General features: G+C 46.6%; 21 protein-coding genes and 1 tRNA gene. 6 read left to right on the top strand and 16 right to left on the bottom strand.

Translation table 11 applies throughout. The annotated features are described in order from the left end of the window. Positions 1 to 362 precede the first annotated feature (362 nt). Positions 363 to 1,049, top strand: coding sequence for a Fic family protein (locus tag FYJ39_RS21450; RefSeq protein WP_407923821.1), 687 nt, complete (start codon positions 363 to 365; stop codon positions 1,047 to 1,049). Positions 1,050 to 1,470: 421 nt separating this feature from the next. After that, entirely contained in the window at positions 1,471 to 1,932 is a 462-nt protein-coding gene (locus FYJ39_RS03360; protein ID WP_154471034.1) for a low molecular weight protein-tyrosine-phosphatase, read from the top strand. A 100-nt stretch (positions 1,933 to 2,032) separates the two neighbouring features. Here FYJ39_RS03360 and FYJ39_RS21320 read toward each other — a convergent pair whose 3' ends face one another. The 7 genes from FYJ39_RS21320 to cysK form a co-directional block, all read right to left on the bottom strand. Then, the gene (locus tag FYJ39_RS21320) at positions 2,033 to 2,182 is read right to left on the bottom strand and encodes a hypothetical protein (RefSeq protein WP_328597513.1); all 150 of its coding nucleotides are present in this window, start codon (positions 2,180 to 2,182) and stop codon (positions 2,033 to 2,035) included. Between the two features lie 162 nt (positions 2,183 to 2,344). Beyond that, on the bottom strand, positions 2,345 to 4,984 hold the full coding sequence (locus FYJ39_RS03355) for a DNA internalization-related competence protein ComEC/Rec2 (RefSeq protein ID WP_154471033.1): 2,640 nt from the start codon (positions 4,982 to 4,984) through the stop codon (positions 2,345 to 2,347). A gap of 78 nt (positions 4,985 to 5,062) precedes the next feature. Then, positions 5,063 to 6,001 (bottom strand): GerMN domain-containing protein, encoded by a 939-nt coding sequence (locus FYJ39_RS03350; protein ID WP_154471032.1) that lies wholly within the window; start codon positions 5,999 to 6,001, stop codon positions 5,063 to 5,065. Beyond that, positions 5,998 to 7,467: a sensor histidine kinase gene (locus tag FYJ39_RS03345; RefSeq protein ID WP_178257744.1), complete on the bottom strand. Its 1,470-nt coding sequence runs from the start codon at positions 7,465 to 7,467 to the stop codon at positions 5,998 to 6,000. Before FYJ39_RS03345 ends, FYJ39_RS03350 begins: the two co-directional genes overlap by 4 nt. Next, positions 7,468 to 8,337, bottom strand: a complete 870-nt coding sequence (locus tag FYJ39_RS03340) for a DegV family protein (RefSeq protein WP_154471031.1) — start codon at positions 8,335 to 8,337, stop codon at positions 7,468 to 7,470. A 15-nt stretch (positions 8,338 to 8,352) separates the two neighbouring features. Continuing rightward, complete coding sequence (locus tag FYJ39_RS03335; protein WP_154471030.1) at positions 8,353 to 10,110, bottom strand: ABC transporter ATP-binding protein; 1,758 nt, start codon at positions 10,108 to 10,110, stop codon at positions 8,353 to 8,355. 292 nt (positions 10,111 to 10,402) lie between these two features. Further along, a complete protein-coding gene (cysK, locus tag FYJ39_RS03330) occupies positions 10,403 to 11,335 on the bottom strand; it encodes a cysteine synthase A (RefSeq protein WP_154471029.1) in 933 nt (310 codons plus the stop codon). Between the two features lie 231 nt (positions 11,336 to 11,566). On the opposite strand from cysK, the gene FYJ39_RS03325 reads away from it, so the two are divergent. Next, positions 11,567 to 11,998 (top strand): RrF2 family transcriptional regulator, encoded by a 432-nt coding sequence (locus tag FYJ39_RS03325; RefSeq protein ID WP_154471028.1) that lies wholly within the window; start codon positions 11,567 to 11,569, stop codon positions 11,996 to 11,998. Here FYJ39_RS03325 and FYJ39_RS03320 read toward each other — a convergent pair. The 6 genes from FYJ39_RS03320 to gap form a co-directional block, all read right to left on the bottom strand. Continuing rightward, positions 11,995 to 13,194 (bottom strand): rhodanese-like domain-containing protein, encoded by a 1,200-nt coding sequence (locus FYJ39_RS03320; protein WP_154471027.1) that lies wholly within the window; start codon positions 13,192 to 13,194, stop codon positions 11,995 to 11,997. The genes FYJ39_RS03325 and FYJ39_RS03320 overlap by 4 nt on opposite strands. Before the next feature lie 51 nt (positions 13,195 to 13,245). Further along, positions 13,246 to 14,391 (bottom strand): trans-sulfuration enzyme family protein, encoded by a 1,146-nt coding sequence (locus FYJ39_RS03315; RefSeq protein WP_154471026.1) that lies wholly within the window; start codon positions 14,389 to 14,391, stop codon positions 13,246 to 13,248. 533 nt (positions 14,392 to 14,924) lie between these two features. Next, complete coding sequence (gene gpmI, locus FYJ39_RS03310) at positions 14,925 to 16,466, bottom strand: 2,3-bisphosphoglycerate-independent phosphoglycerate mutase (RefSeq protein WP_154471128.1); 1,542 nt, start codon at positions 16,464 to 16,466, stop codon at positions 14,925 to 14,927. 70 nt (positions 16,467 to 16,536) lie between these two features. Continuing rightward, entirely contained in the window at positions 16,537 to 17,289 is a 753-nt protein-coding gene (tpiA, locus tag FYJ39_RS03305) for a triose-phosphate isomerase (protein WP_154471025.1), read from the bottom strand. Positions 17,290 to 17,345: 56 nt separating this feature from the next. Continuing rightward, positions 17,346 to 18,560 carry a phosphoglycerate kinase gene (locus FYJ39_RS03300; RefSeq protein ID WP_154471024.1) on the bottom strand — a complete coding sequence of 405 codons (1,215 nt, stop codon included), beginning with the start codon at positions 18,558 to 18,560 and terminating at the stop codon, positions 17,346 to 17,348. 235 nt (positions 18,561 to 18,795) lie between these two features. Continuing rightward, positions 18,796 to 19,827 carry a type I glyceraldehyde-3-phosphate dehydrogenase gene (gene gap, locus FYJ39_RS03295; RefSeq protein ID WP_154471023.1) on the bottom strand — a complete coding sequence of 344 codons (1,032 nt, stop codon included), beginning with the start codon at positions 19,825 to 19,827 and terminating at the stop codon, positions 18,796 to 18,798. A 233-nt stretch (positions 19,828 to 20,060) separates the two neighbouring features. Here gap and FYJ39_RS03290 point away from each other — a divergent pair, with 233 nt between their 5' ends. Beyond that, positions 20,061 to 20,870, top strand: a complete 810-nt coding sequence (locus FYJ39_RS03290) for a histidinol-phosphatase HisJ family protein (protein ID WP_154471022.1) — start codon at positions 20,061 to 20,063, stop codon at positions 20,868 to 20,870. Positions 20,871 to 20,888: 18 nt separating this feature from the next. Here FYJ39_RS03290 and FYJ39_RS03285 read toward each other — a convergent pair whose 3' ends face one another. Beyond that, the gene (locus tag FYJ39_RS03285) at positions 20,889 to 21,860 is read right to left on the bottom strand and encodes a peptidoglycan recognition protein family protein (RefSeq protein WP_154471021.1); all 972 of its coding nucleotides are present in this window, start codon (positions 21,858 to 21,860) and stop codon (positions 20,889 to 20,891) included. Between the two features lie 267 nt (positions 21,861 to 22,127). Between FYJ39_RS03285 and FYJ39_RS03280 the strand changes: the two genes are divergently transcribed. Both FYJ39_RS03280 and FYJ39_RS03275 read left to right on the top strand, forming a co-directional pair. Beyond that, a complete protein-coding gene (locus FYJ39_RS03280) occupies positions 22,128 to 22,631 on the top strand; it encodes an RNA polymerase sigma factor (protein ID WP_195840366.1) in 504 nt (167 codons plus the stop codon). Between the two features lie 55 nt (positions 22,632 to 22,686). Continuing rightward, positions 22,687 to 23,565, top strand: a complete 879-nt coding sequence (locus FYJ39_RS03275; protein ID WP_154471020.1) for a DUF3298 and DUF4163 domain-containing protein — start codon at positions 22,687 to 22,689, stop codon at positions 23,563 to 23,565. 348 nt (positions 23,566 to 23,913) lie between these two features. Here FYJ39_RS03275 and FYJ39_RS03270 read toward each other — a convergent pair. Together FYJ39_RS03270 and FYJ39_RS03265 are read right to left on the bottom strand one after the other, a co-directional pair. Further along, a tRNA-Ser gene (locus FYJ39_RS03270) sits at positions 23,914 to 24,002 on the bottom strand. A gap of 93 nt (positions 24,003 to 24,095) precedes the next feature. Beyond that, positions 24,096 to 24,899 (bottom strand): DUF6612 family protein, encoded by an 804-nt coding sequence (locus FYJ39_RS03265; RefSeq protein ID WP_154471019.1) that lies wholly within the window; start codon positions 24,897 to 24,899, stop codon positions 24,096 to 24,098. Between the last annotated feature and the right edge of the window lie 75 nt (positions 24,900 to 24,974).

The raw sequence follows: 24,974 nt of genomic DNA, 5'->3' as shown, positions 1-24,974 counted from the left end.
ATGCTGAAGATGCAGGCGGAGGAAGTAGTTTTAGGGGAAGTAATTTATAATACATAAAATGAATTGGAACCAGCTCGGAAATGGGCTGGTTTCTTTATGCAGAAATTTGCTGATAAACCTCAAAAATAGAGTTTGCTATAAAAATGTGATTTTCATCACACTTTTATTTCATTCTAATCATTTTTGTCACTTTCTATTCAGATTATAAGGAGAATGGCAAGAAAGTGAATAGAACATAATTACCGGAAACGGCAAAAATTCAATTTATTATGCAAAGATAATTGAATTTATTGCCGATGATATGATATACTATACAGTAGATTGGTGTAATTATTGATTCGATTTATAGCAAATGAGAGCAGATGCGATACCTTTCAGTTACTGAAACAGCGAATCACTTTCGTTGCATTGATATGATGATTGACAATGCAAAAGCAACACTGACAGAGAAATTCATTAAAGAACTTCATCTGCTCCTGAAGAACGGCACCAGCGCTTCCAGAAACAATTGGTTCGCTGTGGGCGATTATAAAAAGATGCCGAATGAAGTTGGCGGCATGGATACTGCACTTCCGGAAGAAGTTGCCGGTAAAATGAAAGCTTTGCTTACAGAGTACAATACACAAAAAGAAAAAGCTTTTGAGGATATTCTGGACTTCCATGTGAGATTTGAACGCATTCATCCATTCCAGGACGGCAATACCAGAGGCACAGCCGTTTTTATGTTTAAATACATGAAAACATTTGGGTTCAAGGTGAATAACGATGCTTTTGAGAAAAATTCCCGGTACTTCCGTAATGCACTGGTAAGAGCAAACTACAATGACCTTCAAAATAGCATTCACGCTACAACAAAGTTTTTGGAAATGCTTTTCGGTAATTTGATTTTAGGTACTGATTATGAACTTAAGAACCGATATCTGCATGTGGATTATGTTCCGAAGCAGAACGATAGTGCCATACAAAGTGCAATGGATAACATTCTAAAGGGCAAAATTTGCACTTTGAATTGCCCTTTGGATGAGTTGGTAGTTTGGATAAAGAAATAGCAGATTTAGAGAAGAAAAAGGCTACCGCATGTATTTCGACACACGTTTTAAACGAACATGGCAAGTGCAGGTATGGATTTAGAGAACCTGCAGTATTGAATGGGGCATTCTGATGAAAGCGTCACCTTAAATGTGTATACCCACAACAGTTACAAGAAAGCCGAAGAATCCATGGCGCAGATTGTATCTTTCAGTGGGAAACAGACAGAAGAAAACCAAGGTATGACGCTTCGGATAAGTGTTTTGAGTGAATAAAAAGTGGTCTGGACAGGGCGAAAAGCCTTATCCAAGTACTCCATTTAGTAAGCCACTTGCTCGAAAACCTATGTAGAAAGGCGTAGATTTATGAATCAAAATCCTTTAAATTTATTGATAACAAACAAAAATTAGAGATGAAACGACTTATAAAGAGGTAAAATGCATGATAAAAATACTTTTTGTGTGCCACGGCAATATCTGTCGAAGCCCCATGGCATACTACTATTTCAAATCGTTAGTTGAAAAGCGGAGTTTAACCTCCATGTTCTATTTGGATTCTGCTGGAACCTCCTCTGAGGAGCTGGGAAATCCGGTCCACCGGGGAACCAGGGAAAAGCTGAAACAAGCGGGGATAGCCTGTGACGGACATCATGCGAAGCAGATGCAAACGTCCGATTATTCTTCCTTTGATTACCTGATCGGTATGGACAGCTGGAATATACAGAATATGGAACGGATTGCAGGCGGAGACCCTGACAAAAAGATTTATAAGCTGCTGGAATTTATCCAGTCTGACCGTGATGTGTCCGACCCTTGGTACACAGGAAATTTTGACGTCACCTGGGAAGACATCACAAAGGGATGTGATGCCCTGTTGGAGTATGTGCTAGAGCGTTCCCGGTAGCAATCGCCCTAGCTGCGAGACTGGCCACCCAGACCGTTTATATTTTTCGGGTGGGGGGGTGATTCCTTAATCAGGAACGCCCTTCTTTACCGAAACTTTGTCATTGAATATTCATGCGACTCCTGCATAAGAGGCTTAATTTGCTCAAAGCTCTGTTCAGATTGGAGTCTGTATCATGCTCTGCGTCCTTTTCTTTGACTGTCAGCACATATACCTCACGTTTTAATCTATAACCAGGATTATAGAACACTCCCTTCTCGCCCCCAACTTTCTGCCATAACAGTTCCCTCAAAATGTTCAAAACAGTACTCCAATATCTGCTCCAGACTCATATAGTACACCTCACTATATTCTTTACGTTTGACGTATCCTACATATTTTACCACAGGTAATATAACAGCTGTCTGTACCGTTAATCATCAAAAAAATATTTCTGTCTAAGCCTGCTTCCATCCGTTTTAAGGATTACTGCCCCTCCGATGCCTGTCTCCAGCACCGGTATCTCCAAAGCCTCAAACCGATCCAGCACCTGGGGGGAGGGATGACCGTAAGAATTGCCTCTGCCGTAGGATATAACAGCAAGCTTTGGTGAAAGGCGCTCTAAAAACTCCTGTGAGCTGGAATTCGCGGAACCATGATGAGCCGTCTTTAAGACAGTTATATGCCCCAGATGTTCCCTCTGAAGCAGCCGAAGGGATGGAGCCGTCATTTTATCCCTGCCATTACCTGAAAGCTGTATCAATAGCTCCTGCTCCTGCTCCATTCCCATATCTCCGGTAAAAAGCATGTGAAACGCTTTGTAATCTGCACAGAATACCAGGGAATGGGCATTGCGATCCTCTTTGGAAGCAGCAAAAGCGCCTCCGGCATACAGACAGGAAAGCCTTAATTGCCCCAGCTCTATTTTATCCCCCGGCTTCATATACCTGACACCGATTCCCTTTTCGGCTGCTGCCTGCTCCAGTCTCTGGTATACAGCCTGGCCCCGCCCTGGTGCCGGCAGGATAAGATGTTTTATTTTCACATCCTTCGATTCTTCTATCAGATATAAGAGCCCGCTTATATGATCGATGTCTCCATGGCTGACAATACTGTAATCAATCACGTCGATTCCCCTGCTTTTTAAAAAGGGCTCCAATGTCTTATCTCCCAGACTTTTCTCACTGCTGCTCCCTCCGTCCACAAGAATTACCCCATCCTTTGTTTCCATCACAATCCCATCTCCTTGCCCTACATCCAGGCAAACCACCTCCAGTCCCTTCACCGGTACAGGAAGCAGCGCCAGAAAGCACAGGCTGTAGGTACAAGCGCCAAACACCAGACCCTTTATGGGGACTGGCCAGCTTATCCTATGAGACACTTTCACTGTTTTCTCATCTCCTGCCTTTTTACTGCCGCTGTCCATGATCCTGTCTGCTCCTCTGCCCATCCAGACCATACCCCCATACAGCATCCCGGCTACCCCAGCCGCATAAAGCGCTATCTGCCACCACTGGGGCCTTCCAATCACAAGGCTGTATCCCGGCAGCCTCTCTGCCATCCTGCATAGCCATTCATACACCCTTAAAATATAATGCCCGGCTCCAGCAGCAGCTGCTCCTCCCTGAATCCAAACGCTTCCTAATATAATCCCCAGTATCCCCGAATACATCAAAATCGATATGAGGGGGATTACCAGAAGATTCATCAGAATCCCATACAGAGGATACAAATAAAAATGATACAGCGCCACAGGCGTAATTACCATCTGCACACAAAGGCTGACAGCCAGAGTTTTCTGCCATCCCTTTTCAATATCCCAAGTCTTAATCATCCAGCCTCCCATCCCTCCGATGGCCAGTACCGCTCCAAAGGAAAGCTGAAATCCACTTTGAAACAGCAGATAGGGCTGTCTGAAAAGCAGTGCCAAAGCAGCCAGTCCTAAAGCCGAAAGGGTATCATAGCTTCTTCCTGCTGCCGCAGCCAGCCACAGGCACAGTATCATAATAACTGCTCTCATGGCAGAACCGGACGATCCTGTCATAATCCCAAAGCTGACAACCATTATCCCGGCAACAGCCCCTGCTGTCTTAAATGTAAGGCCGCATTTTCTTAATATCACATAGAGCCCTCCCCCGATAATTGCCAGATGCTGTCCGCTGACAGCCAGAAGATGGGAAATGCCGTTTCTCTGATACATAGACCTCACCTGGGGCTCCATCCATGCAGTATCCCCCAGAAGAACCGCTTTAAACATAGGGCTATCCTCCGGCAGACAAATTCGATCCAAAATACAGGAGCACAACAGCCGGAGCCGGGCTAAGCTGTTATAATAGGGTATGGCTTCGCCTCCCACTGTCTCAATCTCCTCCCCCAGCATCCTGCATACAATTCCTTTTGATCGGTAATATCTATTAAAATCAAATTCTCCTGGATTTCTGGACCCTTCCACAATATCCAACCTTCCTCTCACCTCTGCCTCCATCCCTACCGCCAGCTCATAGTCCCGATCTGGCCTATACTCCAGATTTTCACTGTTGTACAGACCGTCTCCCCATTCCTTATTCAAATATACCATCACCCGCTTTAACCGTCCCTCCTTTCTGCCAGCTTTCACACACACTCCCTCCAATACCACTGTCATGCGATCCGGCATATGTTCTGCCTTATGTATCCTTCCGGTTACTGTTACCTTAGCTCCTTGAAAGGCTCCTGCAATCTCCTCCTCTCTATCCAGTTCCGTCTTAACCTGCAGGCTCCTTTCATATCCACAGAAGCCCCCGGATAAGAGGAGCGCAAAAAAGAGCAGAAGCGCTCTCTTACCAGCGCCTCCGCCCTGCATCGTTGTTTTCCGGTTCCAGGCCATACGCCTAAACAGTCTTACCTTCCGAAAACCGAACAGCCCCAGCCTCTCTGTTTTGACCAGTCCTGCTCCAAAAGCCAACACCATTGCCGGCACAAGAGTCCAAACCAACCGCTCCAGAGGGTATGAAGCCGCCGCCTGTTTATATTGCAGGGCAAGCACCTCTCCAAGTACAAATCCTGCTGCTGCCGTCACAAGCGGTCTTTTCATATTTAATTTATTTTCCCTTCAACTGCTATGTTCCTATGAGTATCCTCAGGCCCTGCACCATCTTTCAGGATTCCTTTCCTATCGGGCCCCTTCAATATAATCCTGGCTCCGCTCAAAGGTGGTATTCAGGGACACTACATCCCTGAACATCACATTCTGAGATCCATTGACCATAATCTGCACTCTTGTAATGGCAGTCCGCTCCGACAGAGAATCCACTATGGAATATATCGGAATATACTCATTCACAGCCAGAGCTGTCCCCAAAAATGCCGAGTCAAAGTTAATATAGCACACATTATCCGTCACGGAAATGCTGAGTATCTTGCAATTCGGCGGCAGGGTTGGGGAATGTCCCTCCTCTCCCGGACCAGCGATCAGCTGCTCTACAATCAGCTGTTCCATAGAGGTATTGATATTATGCATTACCTCTCTCTTTTCAGCCACCAGCTTATCTCCTGCCTCATTTGCAAAATACAGGGTCAGCTCCGTTTTTTCATAAGCATTTACATTGCTGGTATCCATAATAAAATCACTGCCGGACAATATCCCTACCAGATTACCCTGGCGATCCATTAGAGGCTGGTCACCGCAGTAAATATTGATATAATCAATTCCCTCTACCTGAGTCAGCATTCTTGTAAGGGCTGCTCTGCACAGAATTTCCCGCTCCGGCTTCATGGTTGTATAATTCACATCAAAGTAGAGATACAGCACCTGATCCTTTAGATGGCTGTACTGGTAAGTCACCTTGTCTGTAAGGGCCGGCTGAGCGTCCAAATCCTTGGGAACCTTTAAAAACTGCTCCATCAGTTCCTCTATCAGTCCCTCGTGGCTCTCCGAGGACGCCTCATATGCTCTGGGTACCAGCTTAGTCCCAGCTGCATTCATATAGTAAATGACGTATTTTCCCTCTTTCGGATCTGGCGTTGGCTGCTCCCTGGTCTCACAGCCGGTCAGCAGCAAAGCCAATACCCAAAACAGCAGCAAAAGCCGAAGTCCTCTGAAATTACTCATGATTTCGCCTCCTGTCTGGGCACATAATTCAAGGGAATCCTTACGTTAAAGGTAGTCCCCTCTCCTGGCATGCTTTCTACCTCCACCACGCCATGGTGCATCTGAATTACGTTTTTCGTGATAGACAGGCCTAAACCAGTTCCCCCCACCTCCCTAGATCGCGCCTTGTCCACACGAAAGAAACGCTCAAATATACGATCCACACAGTCCTCAGGTATACCGATTCCTGTATCTGCCACCTTGATGTAGAAATACTTGTGATCCGCGTCCAGGGTTACCCGTACCGTACCGCCGTCCACATTATACTTAATCGCATTTTCTACCAAATTGGTGATCGCCAGTGAAATCTTTACCTTATCCACATCTGCCGTTACATCTCGGATGCTCTCCAGGATTAATTCTACATTACCCCGCTTTGCAATGGGGCGCAGCCGTTTTAAAATAAGCTCCATCTCCCCGTTAATATTCACCTGCTCCATATTCATTTGGCTGTCAGCAGACTTATCCATCTTTACCAAGGTCAAAAGATCGTCTATAATTTGATTCTCCCTGTCAATTTCATCGGAAATATCTGTCATAAACTCCCGATACAACTCCACAGGTACGTCCTCCATGCCCATCAGGGAATCTGCCAGCACCCGGATCGAAGTAATAGGCGTCTTAAGCTCATGAGACACATTGGACACAAACTCCTGGCGGGACTGATCCACAGCCTTCAGCTTGCTCAAGGATTTCTGAACCGACAAGGAAAGCTGTCTTGTTTCACTGTAAGCATCCTCTGTAATATCCGCGTCCAAATCCCCGTGAGCCACACGGTCAAAGGTCCGCTGCAGCCGCTTAAAAGGCCCCATGAGTATCTGAGCGGCCAGAAAAGCCAGAATTGCCAGCACCAGAGTAATACACACAATAAAGAACTGAGATTTCCCCATGACCTTATCCGTAAGGGACAATAGGTTCTCTGTGGAGGCAGTAATAACAATTACGCCATTTACACGCTTTTCATTTGCCGGGTCATAAACAGGAATTGTCTGGGCCAGATACTCCATATCCTTGTTATAATGACTGCTGTTCTCTCCTCCGAAGCATTTGATCACCTCCTCGGATATATAAAACTTTCCGGTTGCCAGATTAAAGGTGTCTGTTATCACCTTAAAATTGCTGTTGACAATTACGATTCTTCCGTTGTACACCTCGGAAATCGTCTGCATCTGGTTGTCCAAAATTACGTTGTTCTTCTTCTCCGCTGTCATATAACCGGATCGTGTCATCTTATTGCTAAGAACCACGCACTGATTCTGTATCTCAATGCTTCTGGCATCCAGCTGCCCCTGATTAAAAGAGCCAAGCATAATTCCTGACTGAGTCACTAAGGGAATCACAGCCAAGGCTATCATAATCAGAGCCATTGGTACCTTCATGCTTATGCCGCGGGCCTGAAGCCAAAGCAGCCATTTCTTATCTGTCACCTACTCCAGCTCCTTTAATTTCCTGGTACAGGCTACCGCCAGGGCTCCTGGTCCAATATGGCATCCAATGCTCAGGGACAAGGAAGCTCCATAAACAGATGCACCAGGATACAGCTCCCTTACCGTTTCCTCCAACTCCTTTGCCGCCTCCTGGCTGCATGTGTGTGCAATCTGAAGATAGGTGTGCTCAGCGCTTTTATCACCCAGACGCTCCTCCAAATCATGGGCCAGAGCAGACAGCATGGTGGTTTTTGCCTGCTTCATGGTTCTTGCCTTAGAAAACGCGTCCAGCTTCTCTCCCTGAATGGTCAGCACCGGCTTAATCTTCAGAAGGGTTCCCAGGGCTGCGGCGGCAGGAGTAATCCTGCCTCCCTTTTTTAAATATTTTAATGTATCTACTGTAATATAAATAGTGCTCTCAAATTTTACCCGTTCCAAAATCTCCCGAATACCGGCTCCTGCGTATCCCTTTGCGGCCAAATCCCTGGCGTCTATAGCCGACTGCCTTTGGGTTACGGAAATTCTCTGATTGTTCACCACATGGACTCTGCCGTCATAATCCTCCGCCAGCATCAAGGCCGTCTGGCAGGAGCCACTTAAGCCGCTGGACATCGGAATATACACTACCTCGTCATGTTCCTCAAGCAGACGATCCCATACCTCCGTCACATCCTTAGGAGAGGGCTGTGAGGTAGTAATATCTGCGCCCTCTTCCATTTTCCTGTAAAACTCCTCAGATGTTAAATCTATTCCCTCATAATACACCGTTCCGTCAATCATAAAAGGCATGGGCAACACATGGAGCCCCAGCTCCTCAGCCTCCCTCTGCGTTATTCCGCTGTTGCTGTCAACAGCAATCGCTATCTTCATACTATAAATTCTCCTTTATACAATTCCCTGATCTGAAATATCTGCCGTGGTATACAGCTGATAATATAAGCCCTTTTTCTGCATCAATTCCTCATGATTTCCTTCTTCCGCAATCTGGCTTCCTGAAAGCACCAGAATCCGATCAGCCCCTCGAATGGTCGTCAGCCTGTGAGCGATTGTAAGAGTTGTTCTGCCTGCCGCCAGCTTATCCAGAGACTCAGCCACCAAATGCTCGCTTTCATTGTCAAGGGCAGCAGTGGCCTCGTCCAGCAACAGCACCCTTGGTTCCTTTAAGAATACACGCGCTATACTGATCCTCTGCTTCTGCCCGCCGGAAAGCTTTACACCGCGCTCTCCTACATAGGTATCATAGCCGTCCTTTAAATTTTCAATAAATTCATGGGCTCCGGCCAGCTTTGCCGCCTGAATAACCTCCTGCCGCGTGGCTCCCGGCTTGCCGTAGGCGATATTTTCATAGATGCTTCCGGAAAAGAGATACACCTCTTGCTGAACCACACCTATACTACTTCTCAGGCTTTGAAGAGTTATCCTCCTGAGATTCTTTCCATCCAGAAGGATGTCTCCCTCGGTCGGATCATAAAAGCGTGGAATAAGATTGCACAGAGTTGTTTTTCCGCTTCCCGACGGTCCCACCAGAGCCACCTTTTCTCCCGGCTCTATGGTCAAATTAATATCGGAAAGCACTGGGGTATGGTCATCTGGATATTCAAAGGATACGTGTTTCAATGTAATCTGTCCCTTCACGTCGCAAAGCGGAGCTGCCCCCTCCTCATCAAAAATATCGATTCCTGCGTCCATCAGCTCCGTAAACCGCTCTATACCTGTCATCCCTCTCTGAAACTGCTCTGCAAACTCAATGATCCGGCGGATGGTGGCAAGAAGCGTTGTCACATACAGGGTATAGGCTACCAAATCCGCCGGTACAATCAGCCTGTTTATCATAAAAAGTCCGCCGGCTATGATCACCACCACATACATTAGCCCGTCAAACATACGGATGGTGTTTTGAAAAGCCGCCATATATTTGTAGGTGTGGCGCTTAATATTTAAAAATTCCTTGTTGTCACGGCTGAATTTTTCAATTTCCACCGCCTCATTGGCAAAGGCCCGAACCACCTTATTACCCAAAAGACTATCCTCAATTCTGGCATTCAGCTCTCCAATATGATTTCTCTGACGCTTAAAGGCATGCTTTACCTGCATATTGAAATAAGAGCAGGACAAAATCATAATCGGGATCATTCCAAATATAATGATTGTCAGCAGAAGATTGATACGTGACAGAATTAAAAAGGAGATAACGATTTTTAAAAAGGCAATGAAAAATTCCTCTGGACAGTGATGGGCAAATTCTGTCACATCAAATAAATCACTGGTAATCCGGGACATGATCTGTCCTACCTTGGTGTTATTAAAATAATTGTCCGACAGCTTTTGGAGATGCTGAAATGCGTCATTACGCATATCCGTTTCGATAGCCGCTCCCATCACGTGGCCCGTATAGGCCATATAAAAGCTGGCCGCGCCGTCAATCATACGCAGCACAAAGTAGAAGCCTCCGATCATCAGAATGGAACGAAGGGTAAGGGCGGATAAATCATTCATGCCAAGGTTGGTAATATACCGCAAAATCAAAGGAAGCGTCAGCTCACAAACAGTTGTGAGGGAGGCGCAGAATAAATCCATTGTCATAACTCCCAGATACCTGCGGTAATATGGGGCAAATCTTTTTATCAGCGTGCTTGTTTTCATATCTCTCTTACTTCCATCATTTATTTATACGCCAGTTACTCGGTTCAGGTTATCTTTCCAGAGCAACAGGTGTTTATTAGTGTATCATAAAACCTGTTTTTTTTCCACAAGAAATACATCCTCTTTTACTCTGGCACTTTCACTTTCTCACAGAGCACTCCTTTTTTCATGGGCATAAACAGCGGCAGCCCGAAACCTGGAGCTGCCGCCGTAACATTTATATGATTTTTTAATTCTTCTAAAGCCTGCTCTCTGTGAGGCCTCACTTAAGAGCTTCCTTTCATTTGTACCTTTATGCTTCAAACAAGGGTGTGGATAGATATCTTTCTCCCGTGTCAGGCAGCAGTGCAACAATCGTTTTCCCCTTATTTTCCGGACGTTTTGCTAACTGAATCGCAGCCCATACCGCTGCTCCTGAGGAAATCCCCACCAATATACCCTCCGCCTTTCCAATCTGTCTTCCAGTAGCAAATGCCGCTTCATTTTCTACAGGAATAATTTCGTCATAAATGCCAGTATCCAAAACAGAAGGAACAAAGCCTGCCCCGATTCCCTGAATTTTGTGGGAACCTGGAGTACCCTTACTTAAAACCGGAGAACCGGCCGGCTCTACCGCAACAATTTTCACATCCGGCTTCCGGCTTTTTAAATATGTTCCCACACCTGTCACAGTACCCCCAGTACCTACCCCTGCAACGAAAATGTCAACCTTCCCGTCTAAAGCCTCCCAGATTTCAGGCCCGGTGGTCGTTCTGTGTATCTCTGGATTTGCCGGATTGTCAAACTGGCCTGGAATAAAGCTGTCAGGAAGCTCTTTTGAGAGCTCCTCTGCTTTTGCGATGGCTCCCTTCATTCCCTTTGAGCCTTCTGTCAATACCAACTCCGCTCCGTAGGCCTTCATCAGCTGGCGGCGTTCTATGCTCATCGTATCCGGCATAACAATAATCAGCCGGTAGCCTCTGGCCGCCGCAACGGAAGCCAGCCCAATGCCTGTATTCCCGGACGTAGGCTCAATAATAACAGAGCCCGGCTTCAGCCTTCCCTTTGCCTCAGCATCCTCGATCATGGCCTTTGCAATCCGATCCTTTACAGAGCCAGCCGGATTAAAATATTCCAGCTTTCCCAGAATACGTGCTTCCAGTCCCTCAGCCTGCTCAATGTGAACCAGCTCTAAAAGAGGGGTCTTGCCAATCAGCTGATCTGCAGAAGTGAAAAATTTACTCATAGCCTTTTCCTCCCTGTTTAAAATATTTTTTCATTTCCTTCACAAGCTTACGATAAGAACCGTATTAAAATGCCTGCTTAATATTACCTATATTCTAAGTATGTTTATAGGAATTATATACCCGGAACATTCCTTTGTCAATACTCTTTTATCGTTATTTATGACTTAAGGCTTGATTTTCCTATTTCCCCTATTGTATAATAGGTTTAAAAATAACCGGAGGAACTTTATATGCTGGTTTCAACAAAAGGACGTTATGCCCTTCGTATCATGATCGATTTGGCTGAGCACCAGTCAGACCGCTATATTCCCTTGAAGGAAACAGCGGAACGGCAGGAAATATCCGAAAAATATCTGGAGGGAATTTTAAAAATCCTCGTAAAACATAAATTCTTGAAAGGCCTTCGCGGAAAGGGCGGCGGCTACCGGCTGACAAAATCGCCAGAGCAGTATACGGTAGGCAGCATTCTGCGTATTACCGAGCCTTCCCTCTCTCCTGTCGCTTGCCTTGATTCTGATCAGGACTCCTGCCCAAGAAAATCGTCCTGCCGGACATTGCCTATGTGGCAAGGACTGGATAAGGTAATTAACGAATATCTGGACAGTATTACCATTGCGGATTTAATGCGCCCGGATCAGCCAGGCGATGACTATGTTATTTAAAGCCTTTCCCCACCAGAAACGTAGTCTTCCAGAAAATGATGCCGTTTTCCATGCTCCTTGTAGGCAATGACTGTATCTAAATTTACATTTTCCACACTTCTAAAAATATTATTCTCTACAAACGGATTATGTTCTTTCATCCTGGCAATCAGCTTCTTTACCTCCATCCGCTTAGAGCCTCCCTGCCCGTCTGGATGGCAGGTAGAGCAGGTGTCTGTAAACCGGCAGGCGCATTGAATAAAATACAAGTCATTATAATCACGCCAGCGCTTAATATCATCCTCCCTTATTAGATACAAGGGACGAATCAACTCCATTCCTTCAAAATTAGAGCTGTGGAGCTTCGGCATCATCGTTTGCACCTGGCCGGAGTACAGCATCCCCATAAGGATTGTTTCTATTACATCATCATAATGATGCCCCAGCGCAATTTTATTGCAGCCCAATTCCTTGGCCTTATTGTACAAATGCCCTCTGCGCATCCGTGCGCATAGATAGCAGGGAGACTTTTCCACATTATATACTGCTCCGAAAATATCCGATTCAAACACGGTAATGGGAATGTCCAGCAGCCTGGCGTTATTTTCGATAATCTGACGGTTTTCCACACTGTATCCGGGGTCCATCACCATAAATACCAATTCAAACGGACATTCATTATGACGCTTCAGCTCCTGGAACAGCTTCGCCATCAGCATAGAATCCTTCCCGCCGGAGATACAGACTGCAATTCTGTCATTCTCCTGCACAAGACTGTACTCTTTAATAGCACGAGCAAATTTAGAGAATAATTCCTTATGGAAGCGCTTCTGTATGCTTTTCTCGATCTTTTCTGACCTTGCAGGCTCTCTATTCCCTTGCTCCGACCGTTCTTTCTCCCGTTGCTGCTCCCTTCTCATATCAGACAGAAGCCAGCCGGTATATCCTCCAGCCAGGCTGTAAGCATCCCATCCTCCTTCCCTCAGACTCTCAGCCATATCCTGGCTAAAAATTCCTTTTGCACAATACAAAACTATTTTTTTATCTGGAGAAAGCTCGTTCATGCGGTTCTCCAGCTCCCTTTCTGGAATATGCACCGAGCCAGGAATCATCCCATATGCCACTGCCATCTCATTGCGGATATCCACTAACAGAACATCCTGTCTTTTCAATGCTGTCAATTCCTCCCAGGTGATCTCCAAACTTCTTTCATCCATTCACTTCATTCCTTCCTGTTATAGTTTCAGGTATTAGTTATACGCCGGCTACTATGCCAATGCCTGCTCCAAGTCCGCAATCAGATCTTCCACATGCTCAATTCCCACAGACATTCGGAGAAACCGTTCCGTAATTCCAAGCTTTTCCCTCACCTTAGCCGGTAGGTCGCCATGGGTCTGCAGCATAGGGTAGGTAATCAGGGACTCCACTCCTCCAAGGCTCTCTGCGTAGGCAATCAGCCTGACCCTTTCAAGGATTCTCCTGGCAGTCTCCTGCGTATCTGTCTGAAAGGAGATCATGCTTCCAAATCCCCTTGCCTGCTTTTGGTTCACCTCATAGCCGGGGTGCTCCGGCAGGCCTGCATAATAGACCTTGCGTACCTTCTCATGCCGTTGCAGCCAATGGGCCAGCTTCATGGCATTGCTCTGCTGGCGTTCCATCCGCACAGCCAGGGTTTTGATTCCCCGAAGCATCAAAAAGCTGTCAAAGGGAGCCAGTCCGGCTCCTGTGGTTTTGTAAAGATAGCGGATTCGTTCCGCCAGCTCCTTCCGAGAGGTACATAGAAAGCCAGCCAGCGTATCATTGTGTCCGCCTAAAAATTTGGTTCCACTATGTATAACCAAATCCGCTCCAAAAGCAATGGGATTCTGAAAATACGGGGACAGAAAGGTATTGTCCACAATTAGAAGCAGATGGTATTTGTCTGCAAGCCTGCGCATTCTTTTTAAATCCGTAATCTGCATCGTAGGATTGCTGGGCGTTTCAATGTAGAGCGCCTTTGTTTGCTCTGTAACAGCCTTCTCTACCAGCTCTGCGTCTGAGGTATCCACATAGGAAAAGGTCTGCCCCCTCTCTCTCCCTGTGGTCTGGAACATTCTCACAGAGCCCCCATATAAATCCTCAGAGCAAATAATATGGTCTCCTGACCCCAATAGCTCCATACACAAGCTAATTGCAGCCATGCCAGAGGAGCAGGCCACCGTGTCCAGGGCTCCCTCCATAGAAGAAACAATATGCTCCAGCTCCGCCCGGGTAGGGTTGCTCTCTCTTGTATAATTATAGCCTGTGGATTCTCCAATTCCTGGATGAGAGAAGGTTGCCGTCTGGTAAATCGGAACCGCAACCGCGCCAAAGGGATGCCTGCCTTCTCTGTGCTCATCCCCGCGAATACATCGTGTTTCAATCTGGTATGCCATTACTATGTCCTCCTGGTAAGATGTAGTGATAGACGTCATGCAAGTGGATAGCCCCAAAATACTTTTTGTCCTGGATGGCATTCGGCCGGTTGCGGTTCTTTACAAGCACCGAAGCCGGCCGGCTATTCTTTCAGCCCCATTGTACTCTTTCACTGTCCCCTTTATGGAACATAAAAAAAGAGGGCTTGAGCGCCCTGCTCCATACCCTTCTATCGCATAACTGCTGACATGTATTTTCCCCAGAAAGCCCTTGAAGCAGGAGGCTCTAATGATATCCTGGCAACACATAGGCATTTCCATGGGAATGCACACATCCCCATAGCCTTGATATTTAAAAAGCCTTCTGCCTCTGCCTGCGTTTTCAGTGCTTATCCTCCGCAATTATACTAACCCACTTAGTTTATATGAATATTAGCATCTCAGCTGGTATTTGTCAATCAAAAACGCCTTTAAAGGCTTATTAGTGAAAGGCTGTGAGACCCCTCCGTAAGAGATGCTCCCGCAGCCTTTTATTTTCTGCTCTCTTATACCGTTTATTTTATCAGCAAGGATTTACCAGTCATTTCCCTCGGCTGCTCCATTCCCATTAAATCAATCAGAGTAGGAGCAATATCACAGAGTGCGCCTCCCTCCCGAAGCCTTATGCCTGGTTCAGCATTTACCAGAATAAAAGGAACAGGATTGGTGGTATGGGCGGTAAACGGCTCTCCGGTCTTATAATCCACCAGCTGCTCTGCATTTCCATGATCTGCGCAGATAAACATTACTCCGTCTGCTTCCTTGATGGCCTCCACAGCCCGGCCTACGCACACGTCCACTGCCTCCACAGCCTTAATAGCCGCTTCCTCAACTCCTGTATGGCCTACCATGTCGGGGTTGGCAAAGTTTATAATGATAACATCATACCTTCCCGATTGGATCGCTTCCACCAGCTTATCGCATACTCCATAAGCGCTCATCTCTGGTTTTAAGTCGTAGGTAGCCACTTCCTTTGGTGATGGTACGAGGATTCTGTCCTCACCCTGGTTGGGCTCCTCCACACCTCCGTTAAAGAAAAAAGTCACGTGAGCGTATTTCTCTGTTTCCGCAATTCTCACCTGAGTTTTACCATGGGCCGCCAAAAATTCTCCAAAGGTATTGGTAATGCTCTCCTTCTTAAATGCTACCAGCTTGTCTGTTATGGTTTCATCATAGTCAGTAAAGCACACAAATACCAAATCGAGCTTTTTAGCCCTTTCAAAGCCATCAAAATCTCCGTCACAGAAGGCATGGGTAAGCTCTCTTGCACGGTCAGGACGGAAGTTAAAGAAAATGACGGAATCCTTGTCCTGTATGGCCGCAACCGGCTTACCTGCCTTTTCAACTACAAAGGGCAGCACAAATTCATCTGGCTTCCCAGCTTCATAGGACGCCTGTATTCCTTCTGCCGCGCTGGCCGCTGTATTGCCCTGGCCTTTGGTAAGCGCATTGTAGGCCAGCTCCACACGATCCCATCTCTTATCACGATCCATGGCATAGTAGCGTCCCATTACAGAGGCTACCTCGCCCACGCCTATCTCCTTCATCTTCGTTTCTAGCTCTTCCACATAGCCCTTGCCCGATTCCGGCGGCGTATCACGGCCATCCAGAAAACAGTGTACATATACCTTTTTTAAGCCGCTTCTTTTAGCCAGCTCTAAAAGTCCATAGATGTGTGTGTTATGGCTGTGAACGCCGCCGTCGGATACCAGGCCAAACAGATGCAGGGCAGAGTCATGTACCCTGCAGTTCTCAACTGCTTTCAGGAACTCCGGCACCTGGAAGAAATCTCCGTCCTGAATGGATTTGGTAATTCTTGTAAGCTCCTGATACACAATACGGCCTGCCCCCATATTCAGGTGGCCTACCTCAGAGTTGCCCATCTGGCCCTCCGGAAGGCCTACTGCCATACCGCTGGCCTCTCCTTTTACAAAGGGATACTGGCTCATAAGCTGATCCATTACAGGTGTTTTGCCCTCGCACACAGCATTATGATCACAGTTGTCATTGAGGCCATAGCCATCAAGTATCATCAATACGGTTGGTTTCTTGCTCATCATAGAATATCTCCTTTAAATCGGGATGCCCTGAAGCCAAAAATCCCGGCTCCAGGGCATTCTCCTCCACTTATAACTTATAGTTTACAATGCTTCCAAAATCCGGCTTAAGGGAAGCGCCTCCTACCAAGCCGCCGTCAATATCAGCCTGGGCAAAAAGCTCCGGAGCGGAGGAAGCGGATACAGAGCCGCCGTACTGGATACGGATAGCCTCTGCCGTCTCCTTGTCATAGATTTCTCCAATACAAGCGCGGATGGCTGCGCAAACCTCCTGAGCCTGCTCTGTGGTTGCAACCTTTCCGGTTCCAATCGCCCAGATTGGCTCGTAGGCGATAACAGCTTTCTTAGCCTGGTCTGCGGTCACATTTAAAAATGCAATTTTAATCTGCTGGCGTATCCAGTCAATGGTGATTCCCTGCTCTCTCTGTGTCAGAGTTTCGCCGCAGCAAATAATAGGGGTAAGATTGTGCTCAAAAGCCTTTAGCACCTTCTTATTCACAGTCTCGTCTGTCTCCGCAAAATACTCACGTCTCTCGGAATGCCCGATGATAACGTACTGAACGCCTGCGTCAACCAGCATAGCCGGAGAAATCTCGCCTGTATAAGCTCCCTTCTCCTCATAGTACATATTCTCAGCTCCGATAGAGATATTGCTGCCCTTCGCCGCCTCCATAGCTGGTATGATGTCAATCGCAGGTACACAAAATACTACATCCGCCTCGTCATTGGCTACCAAAGGCTTCAGCTGATTTACCAAAGCGACTGCTTCCGTTGGAGTCATGTTCATCTTCCAATTTCCTGCAATAATTTTCTTTCTTGCCATAATAGTTCCCTCTCCTTTTATATCTAGATATCCGGGAAGCCCGAACTTAACGAATCTTATCTGTTATCAGCCGCAGCCACGCCTGGCAGCTCCTTGCCCTCTAAAAATTCCAGGGAAGCGCCGCCGCCTGTGGAGATGTGCGTCATCTTATCGGCAAAGCCCAATCTCTTTACAGCATTGACAGAATCTCCGCCGCCGATCACAGTGGTAGCGTCAGACAGCTCAGCAACCGCACGGCATACCTCCAGTGTTCCCTCCGCAAAGTTGGAAAATTCAAACACGCCCATAGGCCCATTCCATACAACGGTCTTAGCGCCCTTTAAGGCATCCTTATAACGTTCAATGGTCTTAGGTCCGATATCAAATCCTGACCAGCCTGCCTCAAGCACATCCACTACCTTGCGCTCTGTCTCATTGGAGAACTCCCTGCCCTCTACATGGTCAACAGGAAGGAGCAGCTTAACCCCTTTCTCCTCAGCCTTCTTAATCATCTCCAAAGCGTAATCCAGCTTATCAGACTCACACAGGGAATTGCCGATCTCCTGGCCCTGTGCCTTGGCAAAGGTATAGGCCATGCCGCCGCCGATAATCAGCGTATCAACCTTATCCAGCAGATTGTTGATCACATTGATCTTGTCAGACACCTTAGCTCCTCCCAGAATAGCAACAAAAGGACGAACCGGATTCTCAACTGCCTGTCCCAGGAACTTAATCTCCTTCTCCATCAGGTAGCCTACTACGTTCTCCTTGGTGTATCTGGTTACTCCTACGTTGGAGCAGTGGGCCCTGTGGGCTGTACCGAATGCGTCATTTACGAAAATACCGTCGCTTAAATCAGCCAGCTCCTTGGCATAGCCCTCTGAAGCTGCGTCACCGTCTTTAAACTTTGTCTCTTCGATTCTATAACGGGTATTCTGCAGAAGCAGCACCTCCCCGTCCTTTAACTCAGAGGCAGCCTTCTGTGTCTCAGGCCCTGTAACCCTGGCATCATCCGCGAATTTAACCTCTACACCCAATCTCTCGCTGAGTGCGGGAGCAACAGGAGCAAGGCTCATCTCAGGCACAGGCTCACCCTTTGGCTTACCCAGATGAGAGCAAAGGATCACCTTAGCTCCCTGATCCAGCAGCTTTTTAATTGTCGGGATAGCGCCGTCGATACGATTATAATTCTGAATCACACCCTCCTTTAAGGGTACGTTGAAATCGCAGCGTACCAGAACCTTTTTACCCTTTAAATCTTTTAAATCGTCTACTGTCTTTTTATTTAACATGGTTTATATCTCCTTTCAGTATGAGAGAAAAACATAGGGCCCGGTCCAAACGACCGGACCCTTCATGAGTCTACTTACTTCTTATTTGCAGGCTGCTTTAGAGGTTCCGTTTATGGAGATTGGGTGCTTATCCTTTGGACATCCAATTAGAAAAGTCCGGTCGAATATCCAATCCATTACTAAATCCCTGCAGCAGCGGCGCCAGGTTTAGGAAAGCCTCACCCCATTCGCATGCTTATCCTAACTCAGCAAAGTACTTAATGGTTCTAACCATCTGGCTGGTATAGGAGTTCTCATTATCATACCATGAAACAACCTGTACCTCATACAGATCATCGGAAATCTGAGCTACCATGGTCTGAGTTGCATCAAAGAGAGAGCCATACTTCATGCCAATAACGTCGGAGGAAACAATTTGATCCTCGTTATATCCAAAGGACTCGGAAGCAGCAGCCTTCATAGCAGCATTGATGCCCTCCTTGGTAACGCCTGCCTTCTTAACAACAGCTGTTAAGATAGTAGTGGAACCGGTTGGTACAGGCACACGCTGAGCAGATCCGATCAGCTTGCCGTTCAGTTCTGGAATTACCAGGCCAATCGCCTTAGCCGCGCCGGTAGAATTAGGAACAATGTTAGCTGCGCCCGCTCTTGCTCTTCTTAAGTCGCCCTTTCTGTGAGGTCCGTCCAGAATCATCTGATCGCCTGTATATGCGTGAATGGTGGACATGATACCGCTCTGAACGGGAGCATAGTCATTCAGAGCCTTAGCCATAGGAGCCAGGCAGTTGGTGGTACAGGAAGCAGCAGAGATGATCTTGTCATCCGCTGTAAGAGTTTTCTCGTTTACACTATATACAATCGTAGGAAGGTCATTGCCGGCCGGCGCGGAGATAACTACCTTCTTAGCGCCTGCGTCAAGGTGAGCCTGTGCTTTGTCCTTAGAGCAATAGAAACCGGTACACTCCAGAACTACGTCCACACCGATTTCGCCCCATGGAAGCTCAGCAGCCTTGGCTTCCTTATAGATGGTAATCTTCTTGCCGTCTACTGTAATGAAATCTTCGCCAGCTTCAACTGTATGGAGGCCCTCGCCGATATGCCCTGCGTATCCGCCCTGTGCTGTATCATACTTTAACAGATGGGCTAACATCTTAGGATCTGTCAAATCGTTAATCGCTACTACATCATAGCCTTCTGCTCCGAACATCTGACGGAATGCCAGACGTCCAATACGTCCAAAACCATTAATCGCTACTTTTACTGCCATGATTCAATTCCTCCTAGTTTGTTAAAAATTATATTATTGTTAAATAATAATCAACCTTAATACATTGTAATCTTTTTCTTATAAAATGGCAAGTCCTTTTTTATTTTTTTCCATAGCCTCCTATAGTTAATAAATCAATATCAAATACCTTTGTGTTGTCTTTCCTCCAGATTCTGATATAATGGCATAGAAAGCAGAAACTGCTTCCATACCATTAAAAAGGAGTATTTCCCATGATTTGCGACTGCCATCTGCACACTGAATTTTCCGGTGACTCCAACACACCGGTGCGGCTTCAGATTGAGAAAGCCATAGGGCTTGGCATGAAGGAATTATGCATCACGGATCATCACGACTATGACAGCGGGTTCTGTGACGACAACTTTATCCTGGATGTACCTGCCTATCTGGAAGCTCTAAGAAAGCTTAAGGAAGAATATAAAAACCGGATACGGCTCAATATCGGAATTGAGCTGGGTCTTCAGGCCCACCTGCACGCTTATCTCCATCAGTTTATAGCCAGGTATGGCTCCTCCTTTGATTTTATCATTGGCTCCAGCCACTTTGTAAAGAGAATGGATCCATATGATTCAGAGTTCTGGGATACCTATGGGGAAGTGCCGGGATTAGAAGCCTTTTTCAAAGCCTCCCTGACACGGGCGCAGCATTTGTACGACTGCTTTGACTCCTTCGGACATCTGGACTATGCGGTGCGCTACGCTCCCCACCAGAATGGTTTCTTCTCCTACCAGCAGTTTGGCCAATGGATCGATCCTCTTTTAAAAACGCTTATAGACCACGGTAAAGCTCTGGAGTGCAACACAGGAGGCTTTAAATATGGCCTGAACCAGCCCAACCCCGGAAAGGACATTCTGCTTCGCTACCGGGAAATGGGCGGCGAGCTGATAACCATTGGCTCTGACGCTCATACTCCCGAATATCTTGGCTTTTCCTTCCAGCGCTGCAGGGATCTGCTTACAGAGTGCGGGTTTAAATATTATGCGGTTTTCCACCAAAGGATTCCGAAAATGGAAGCCTTATAGAAATAATTCTCCAGATCTCTAAGGCATTGCATCCTTCACATCTTTTAAGAACTGCTTCCAGGCATCCTGGTTTTTTACAAAATACCTGGGGCATTCTTTTCCATTCACATCATAATGCCGGATAACATCCTTGGGTGCCAGCTTCAGCTCTCTGCACAGCCAGGCAGTTAAGTTTACCAGGGACTTATAGGTTGCGTCATTGAATTTGCCTGTATCATCGGGATGGCAGACCTCAATGGAAACGGTATCCTCATTTCTGGGAGCGTTGGCGTAGGCAATTTCCGTAATTGGGACGCACTGGATAACCTCTCCCTCCAGTCCCACTATGAAATGGCTGCTGGCCGAGGCTTTGCCGGACTGGGGATCCTGATCTGCCAGACTGTCAAAATAATCCCTGTTCTTGCGGGCCGTGGAGCCTGGGTTTGCCACATAATGAATCACAATATTGTTCACCCGCTTCCGGCTTACATCTGGCCGGGAAAAAATATTTTTTCTGATAAAATCCTGAGTTACCCAGCCAGGAACCTCCACAGCCTTTAAATCCACCATATATGGGCGTTCCCAGCCCCAGAGATAGTATCCGCCTCCAAGGCCAGCTCCTGCCCCCAATACAAATGCCAAAAGCAATGCAAAAACCAATCCCCCTCTGCTTTTGCAGCAGCCGGTGGCTTTACTTATCAAAAGAACGTCCTCCTCTGACTGCCGGTACACCGCCTCCTTCATTTTGGCCCTCCGGCCTCTGCTGCGCCTCTTAGCTCCTTTGTCCCTATAAGACGCTTCCCCTTTGCCCCGCCTGTTGGCTCCCGCGCCTTCCCCTCTATTTCCTCTGGCTCCTCCCACCATTATGCTCCCGGTGCGTCCTCTGGCAAAGGAGCTGGAGGCGGATGGGCTTTTCTTTCTTTCAGAGCCCTCGTCCAAAGCCGGAGGGATCTGCCTGATGGCTTCATAATCTCTGTCCAGCTCTATATCTGCCTTCTCATCTTTTCTCATCTTATGTATACCTCACATATGCTCTTTGTCTCTGCTTCAGTTACATAAGTAATATACCATTATTTGTGAAAAAAGACAACGAAAGCAGCCTGCGCTTCTCTTTCCCGGCCAGTTTATGTTTCATACTGTGAATCACAAGTCTTTCAAAGGAACTATTTCTTGTATTTTTAAAAAACATTACATAAAATATAAAAATAAAAAATACATGTAACTTTATCCGCCTCTCTTACGTCTAACAGACAGAGAGGACGGAAAGGAGGCCACTCAATGGGGTTAAGAAATCTTACATCTGAGACAGAACAGATGCTTACTGAGTCTTATGAAAAGTATTACCGGCTGGCATACAGCTATCTTCACAACAAGGAGGATGCTCTGGACGCAGTTCAGGAAAGCGCCTACCGGGCCATCAGAGACTGCGGCAAAGTTAAGGAGAGGGAGTATCTGGCTACCTGGATATACCGGATTGTCATCAATGTCAGTCTGGATATGCTGCGCAGGCAGAGAAAAGAAACTCCGGTGGAGGAACTGCCGGAGGTTCCTGTAGAGGACAGCTACAGCGAGAGCAATCTTACAGAGCTCCTAAAACAGCTGGATGACAAAAGCAGAACCGTAATACTTCTGCGGTATTTTGAAGATTTAAAGCTGGAGGACATTGCGGACATTGTAGGAGAAAATCTAAATACAGTAAAGGCCAGGCTATACCGGGCCTTAAAGAAGCTCCGGCTGAATCTGGAGGCAGAGCAGTACAGTCAGGCTCTGGAATATTTTTAGTCTGAACACAAAAAGCCAACAGAAAATGGACACTTTCAGGAAAGGAGTTACAGATATGAGTCAAAAAGACGAAAGGCAGTTAGAAATGCTGAAGCAAGAATATAAAAATATCCTCGTACCGCCACAGGCAAAAACACGGATTCAGAAAGGGATTGACCAGGCAAAAAAAGAAACGAAAGGTGTAATTATTATGAAATTATTTAAAAATACTGGAGCTACGGCTGCGGCTGCCGTACTGGCTATTACAGCGCTTACCAATCTCAATCCTTCCATTGCCAGCGCAATGGAGAAACTACCCGTTATCGGCTCCATCGCCAGGGTAGTGACGTTCAGAACCTATGAAGATAAAAAAGAAAATTTTGAAGCTGATATACAAATCCCCCAGGTTACACAGGAAAATCAATCAGGCTCTGAGATACCTGCCAATCAGTCCATTGAGGAATATGCCAACCAGCTTATCGCCTCCTATGAGCAGGAAGTCTCCCAGCTTAACGGAGAGGGCCACTATGCCATGGATTCCTCCTACGAGGTGGTAACTGATAACGACAAATATCTTTCCATAAGAATTAATACCACTGTCACTATGGCCAGCGGAAGCCAGTATGTAAAGATCTTTACCATTGATAAAGCCACCGGAAATGTGGTGACGCTTAAAGAGCTCCTTCAAAATAATCAGGATACCTTAACCGCCATCAGCGACAACATTAAAGAACAGATGGCTCAGCAAATGGCATCTGATGAGAATATTGTGTATTTCTACAACTCTGATATGCCAGAGGATGATTTTAAGGAGCTGACCGGTGAGGAAAGCTACTATTTCAACGATAAGGGCGAGCTGGTTATTGCCTTTAACGAGTACGATGTGGCTCCTGGTTATATGGGTGCTGTAGACTTTACCATTCCGGCTGCCGTTTCCGGAATACCGGCTCAATAATTAAATTTAAAAATTTTCCTTCATATTAAGCCCTCCCCTTTACTTATGCGCAGAGAGCCAAGCTAAGCCTTATACAAGGCAGTCCCTATGCGGAGCCAAAGACTGCTATGGTCAAATCCAGCGCGCTGCTGGTAAATGGGAAGCAAAACGCAGAACACTGCCCACACGAAAAGTCAAGCAGTGTTCTTTCAGCCTTTATCATGTCCTATTTCCCAAAATATGACGCTGTAATGGTATCTTCCGCTGCAAAGTCCATTTGATATTCTGCACAGGCTATGCATAAATAGGAAAAAAAGGGAAGCAGGACTCCGAAGAACCCTGTCCCTATGCTGCTGGCACCTTTCATAACGGAGGAGGAGGGATTTGAACCCTCGCGCCGGTGCTACCGGCCTACTGGTGTTCGAAGCCAGACCCTTCAGCCACTTGGGTACTCCTCCTTTGCTTCTCTTTCTAGAACTTAAAAATGCCAACTACTGCATTATACACTAAAAAAAGTGTTTTGTGTAGTAGTTGGCATGAATTTTTTATATTTATGCCGCAGGAGTGGAAATTTCTGTATATTCCGCTGGATTTGGAAGGGGAACATCTACCGGCTGACCGGGATCTGCAATTCCTATATCTCCATCCATGGTGATGGTATAGGTCTGACCATCCATGGTCATATCCATGGCCAGCTTCAGCCGCATCTTAAGGATGTCGTTATTGGCATTTACTACATACTCGCCGCTGGTATTGCGAAGCTTTAAGTCCATCCCGTCCAGCATCTCGTTCAGACCGGAAGCCCCCAGTACGGTCTTAAGATATTCGTTCATCTTGGAATCATCGATGGTATAGCCAAGAACCGTATTCTCGCCCTCACTCCACATATTTATATCCTTCATCAGCCCTTCGCTTACCTCAATGGTCCCGGAAGTTGCTAAAGCCTGCTCCATTATCTGACTCAGATCCATAGGATATTTCACCTTCTGCCCCAGCATATCCATATAGCAATAGTTGTTTAAATAGTACATGGAACTGGTTACCTCTCCAAGCTCCGGCACGGTCATCCTGGTATAGGTCATATAACGCATATTGGCCGGATCTTTCATATTGCTAAGCTTTGCATTCATCTCAAGGCGCATCTCGATGCTCTCTGTCTCCTGCCCGCTGGCAGAGGGGCCGGTCATCTTTAAATTGAAATCATAGAAAGCATTCATATCGGTTATCGTCTGGCTTTTTTCATAAACCTTCCTGTAAAGCTCCATGGCTTCAGACGACTGGGCCGCATATGCAGTCATAGGACACAGCAGGGCTGCCGTCAATGCCACTGCCATCATGCGTTTCATTAATTTCATAAATAAACCTCCTCCTTAATAAATAGAAACAAATAGTAAGTTATTATTTATATTTTAGAGCACATCCAGCTATTT

The sequence above is a fragment of the Clostridium porci genome (assembly GCF_009696375.1).
GTDB lineage: Bacteria > Bacillota > Clostridia > Lachnospirales > Lachnospiraceae > Enterocloster > Enterocloster porci.
This window is presented reverse-complemented; position numbering and strand designations above follow the sequence as displayed.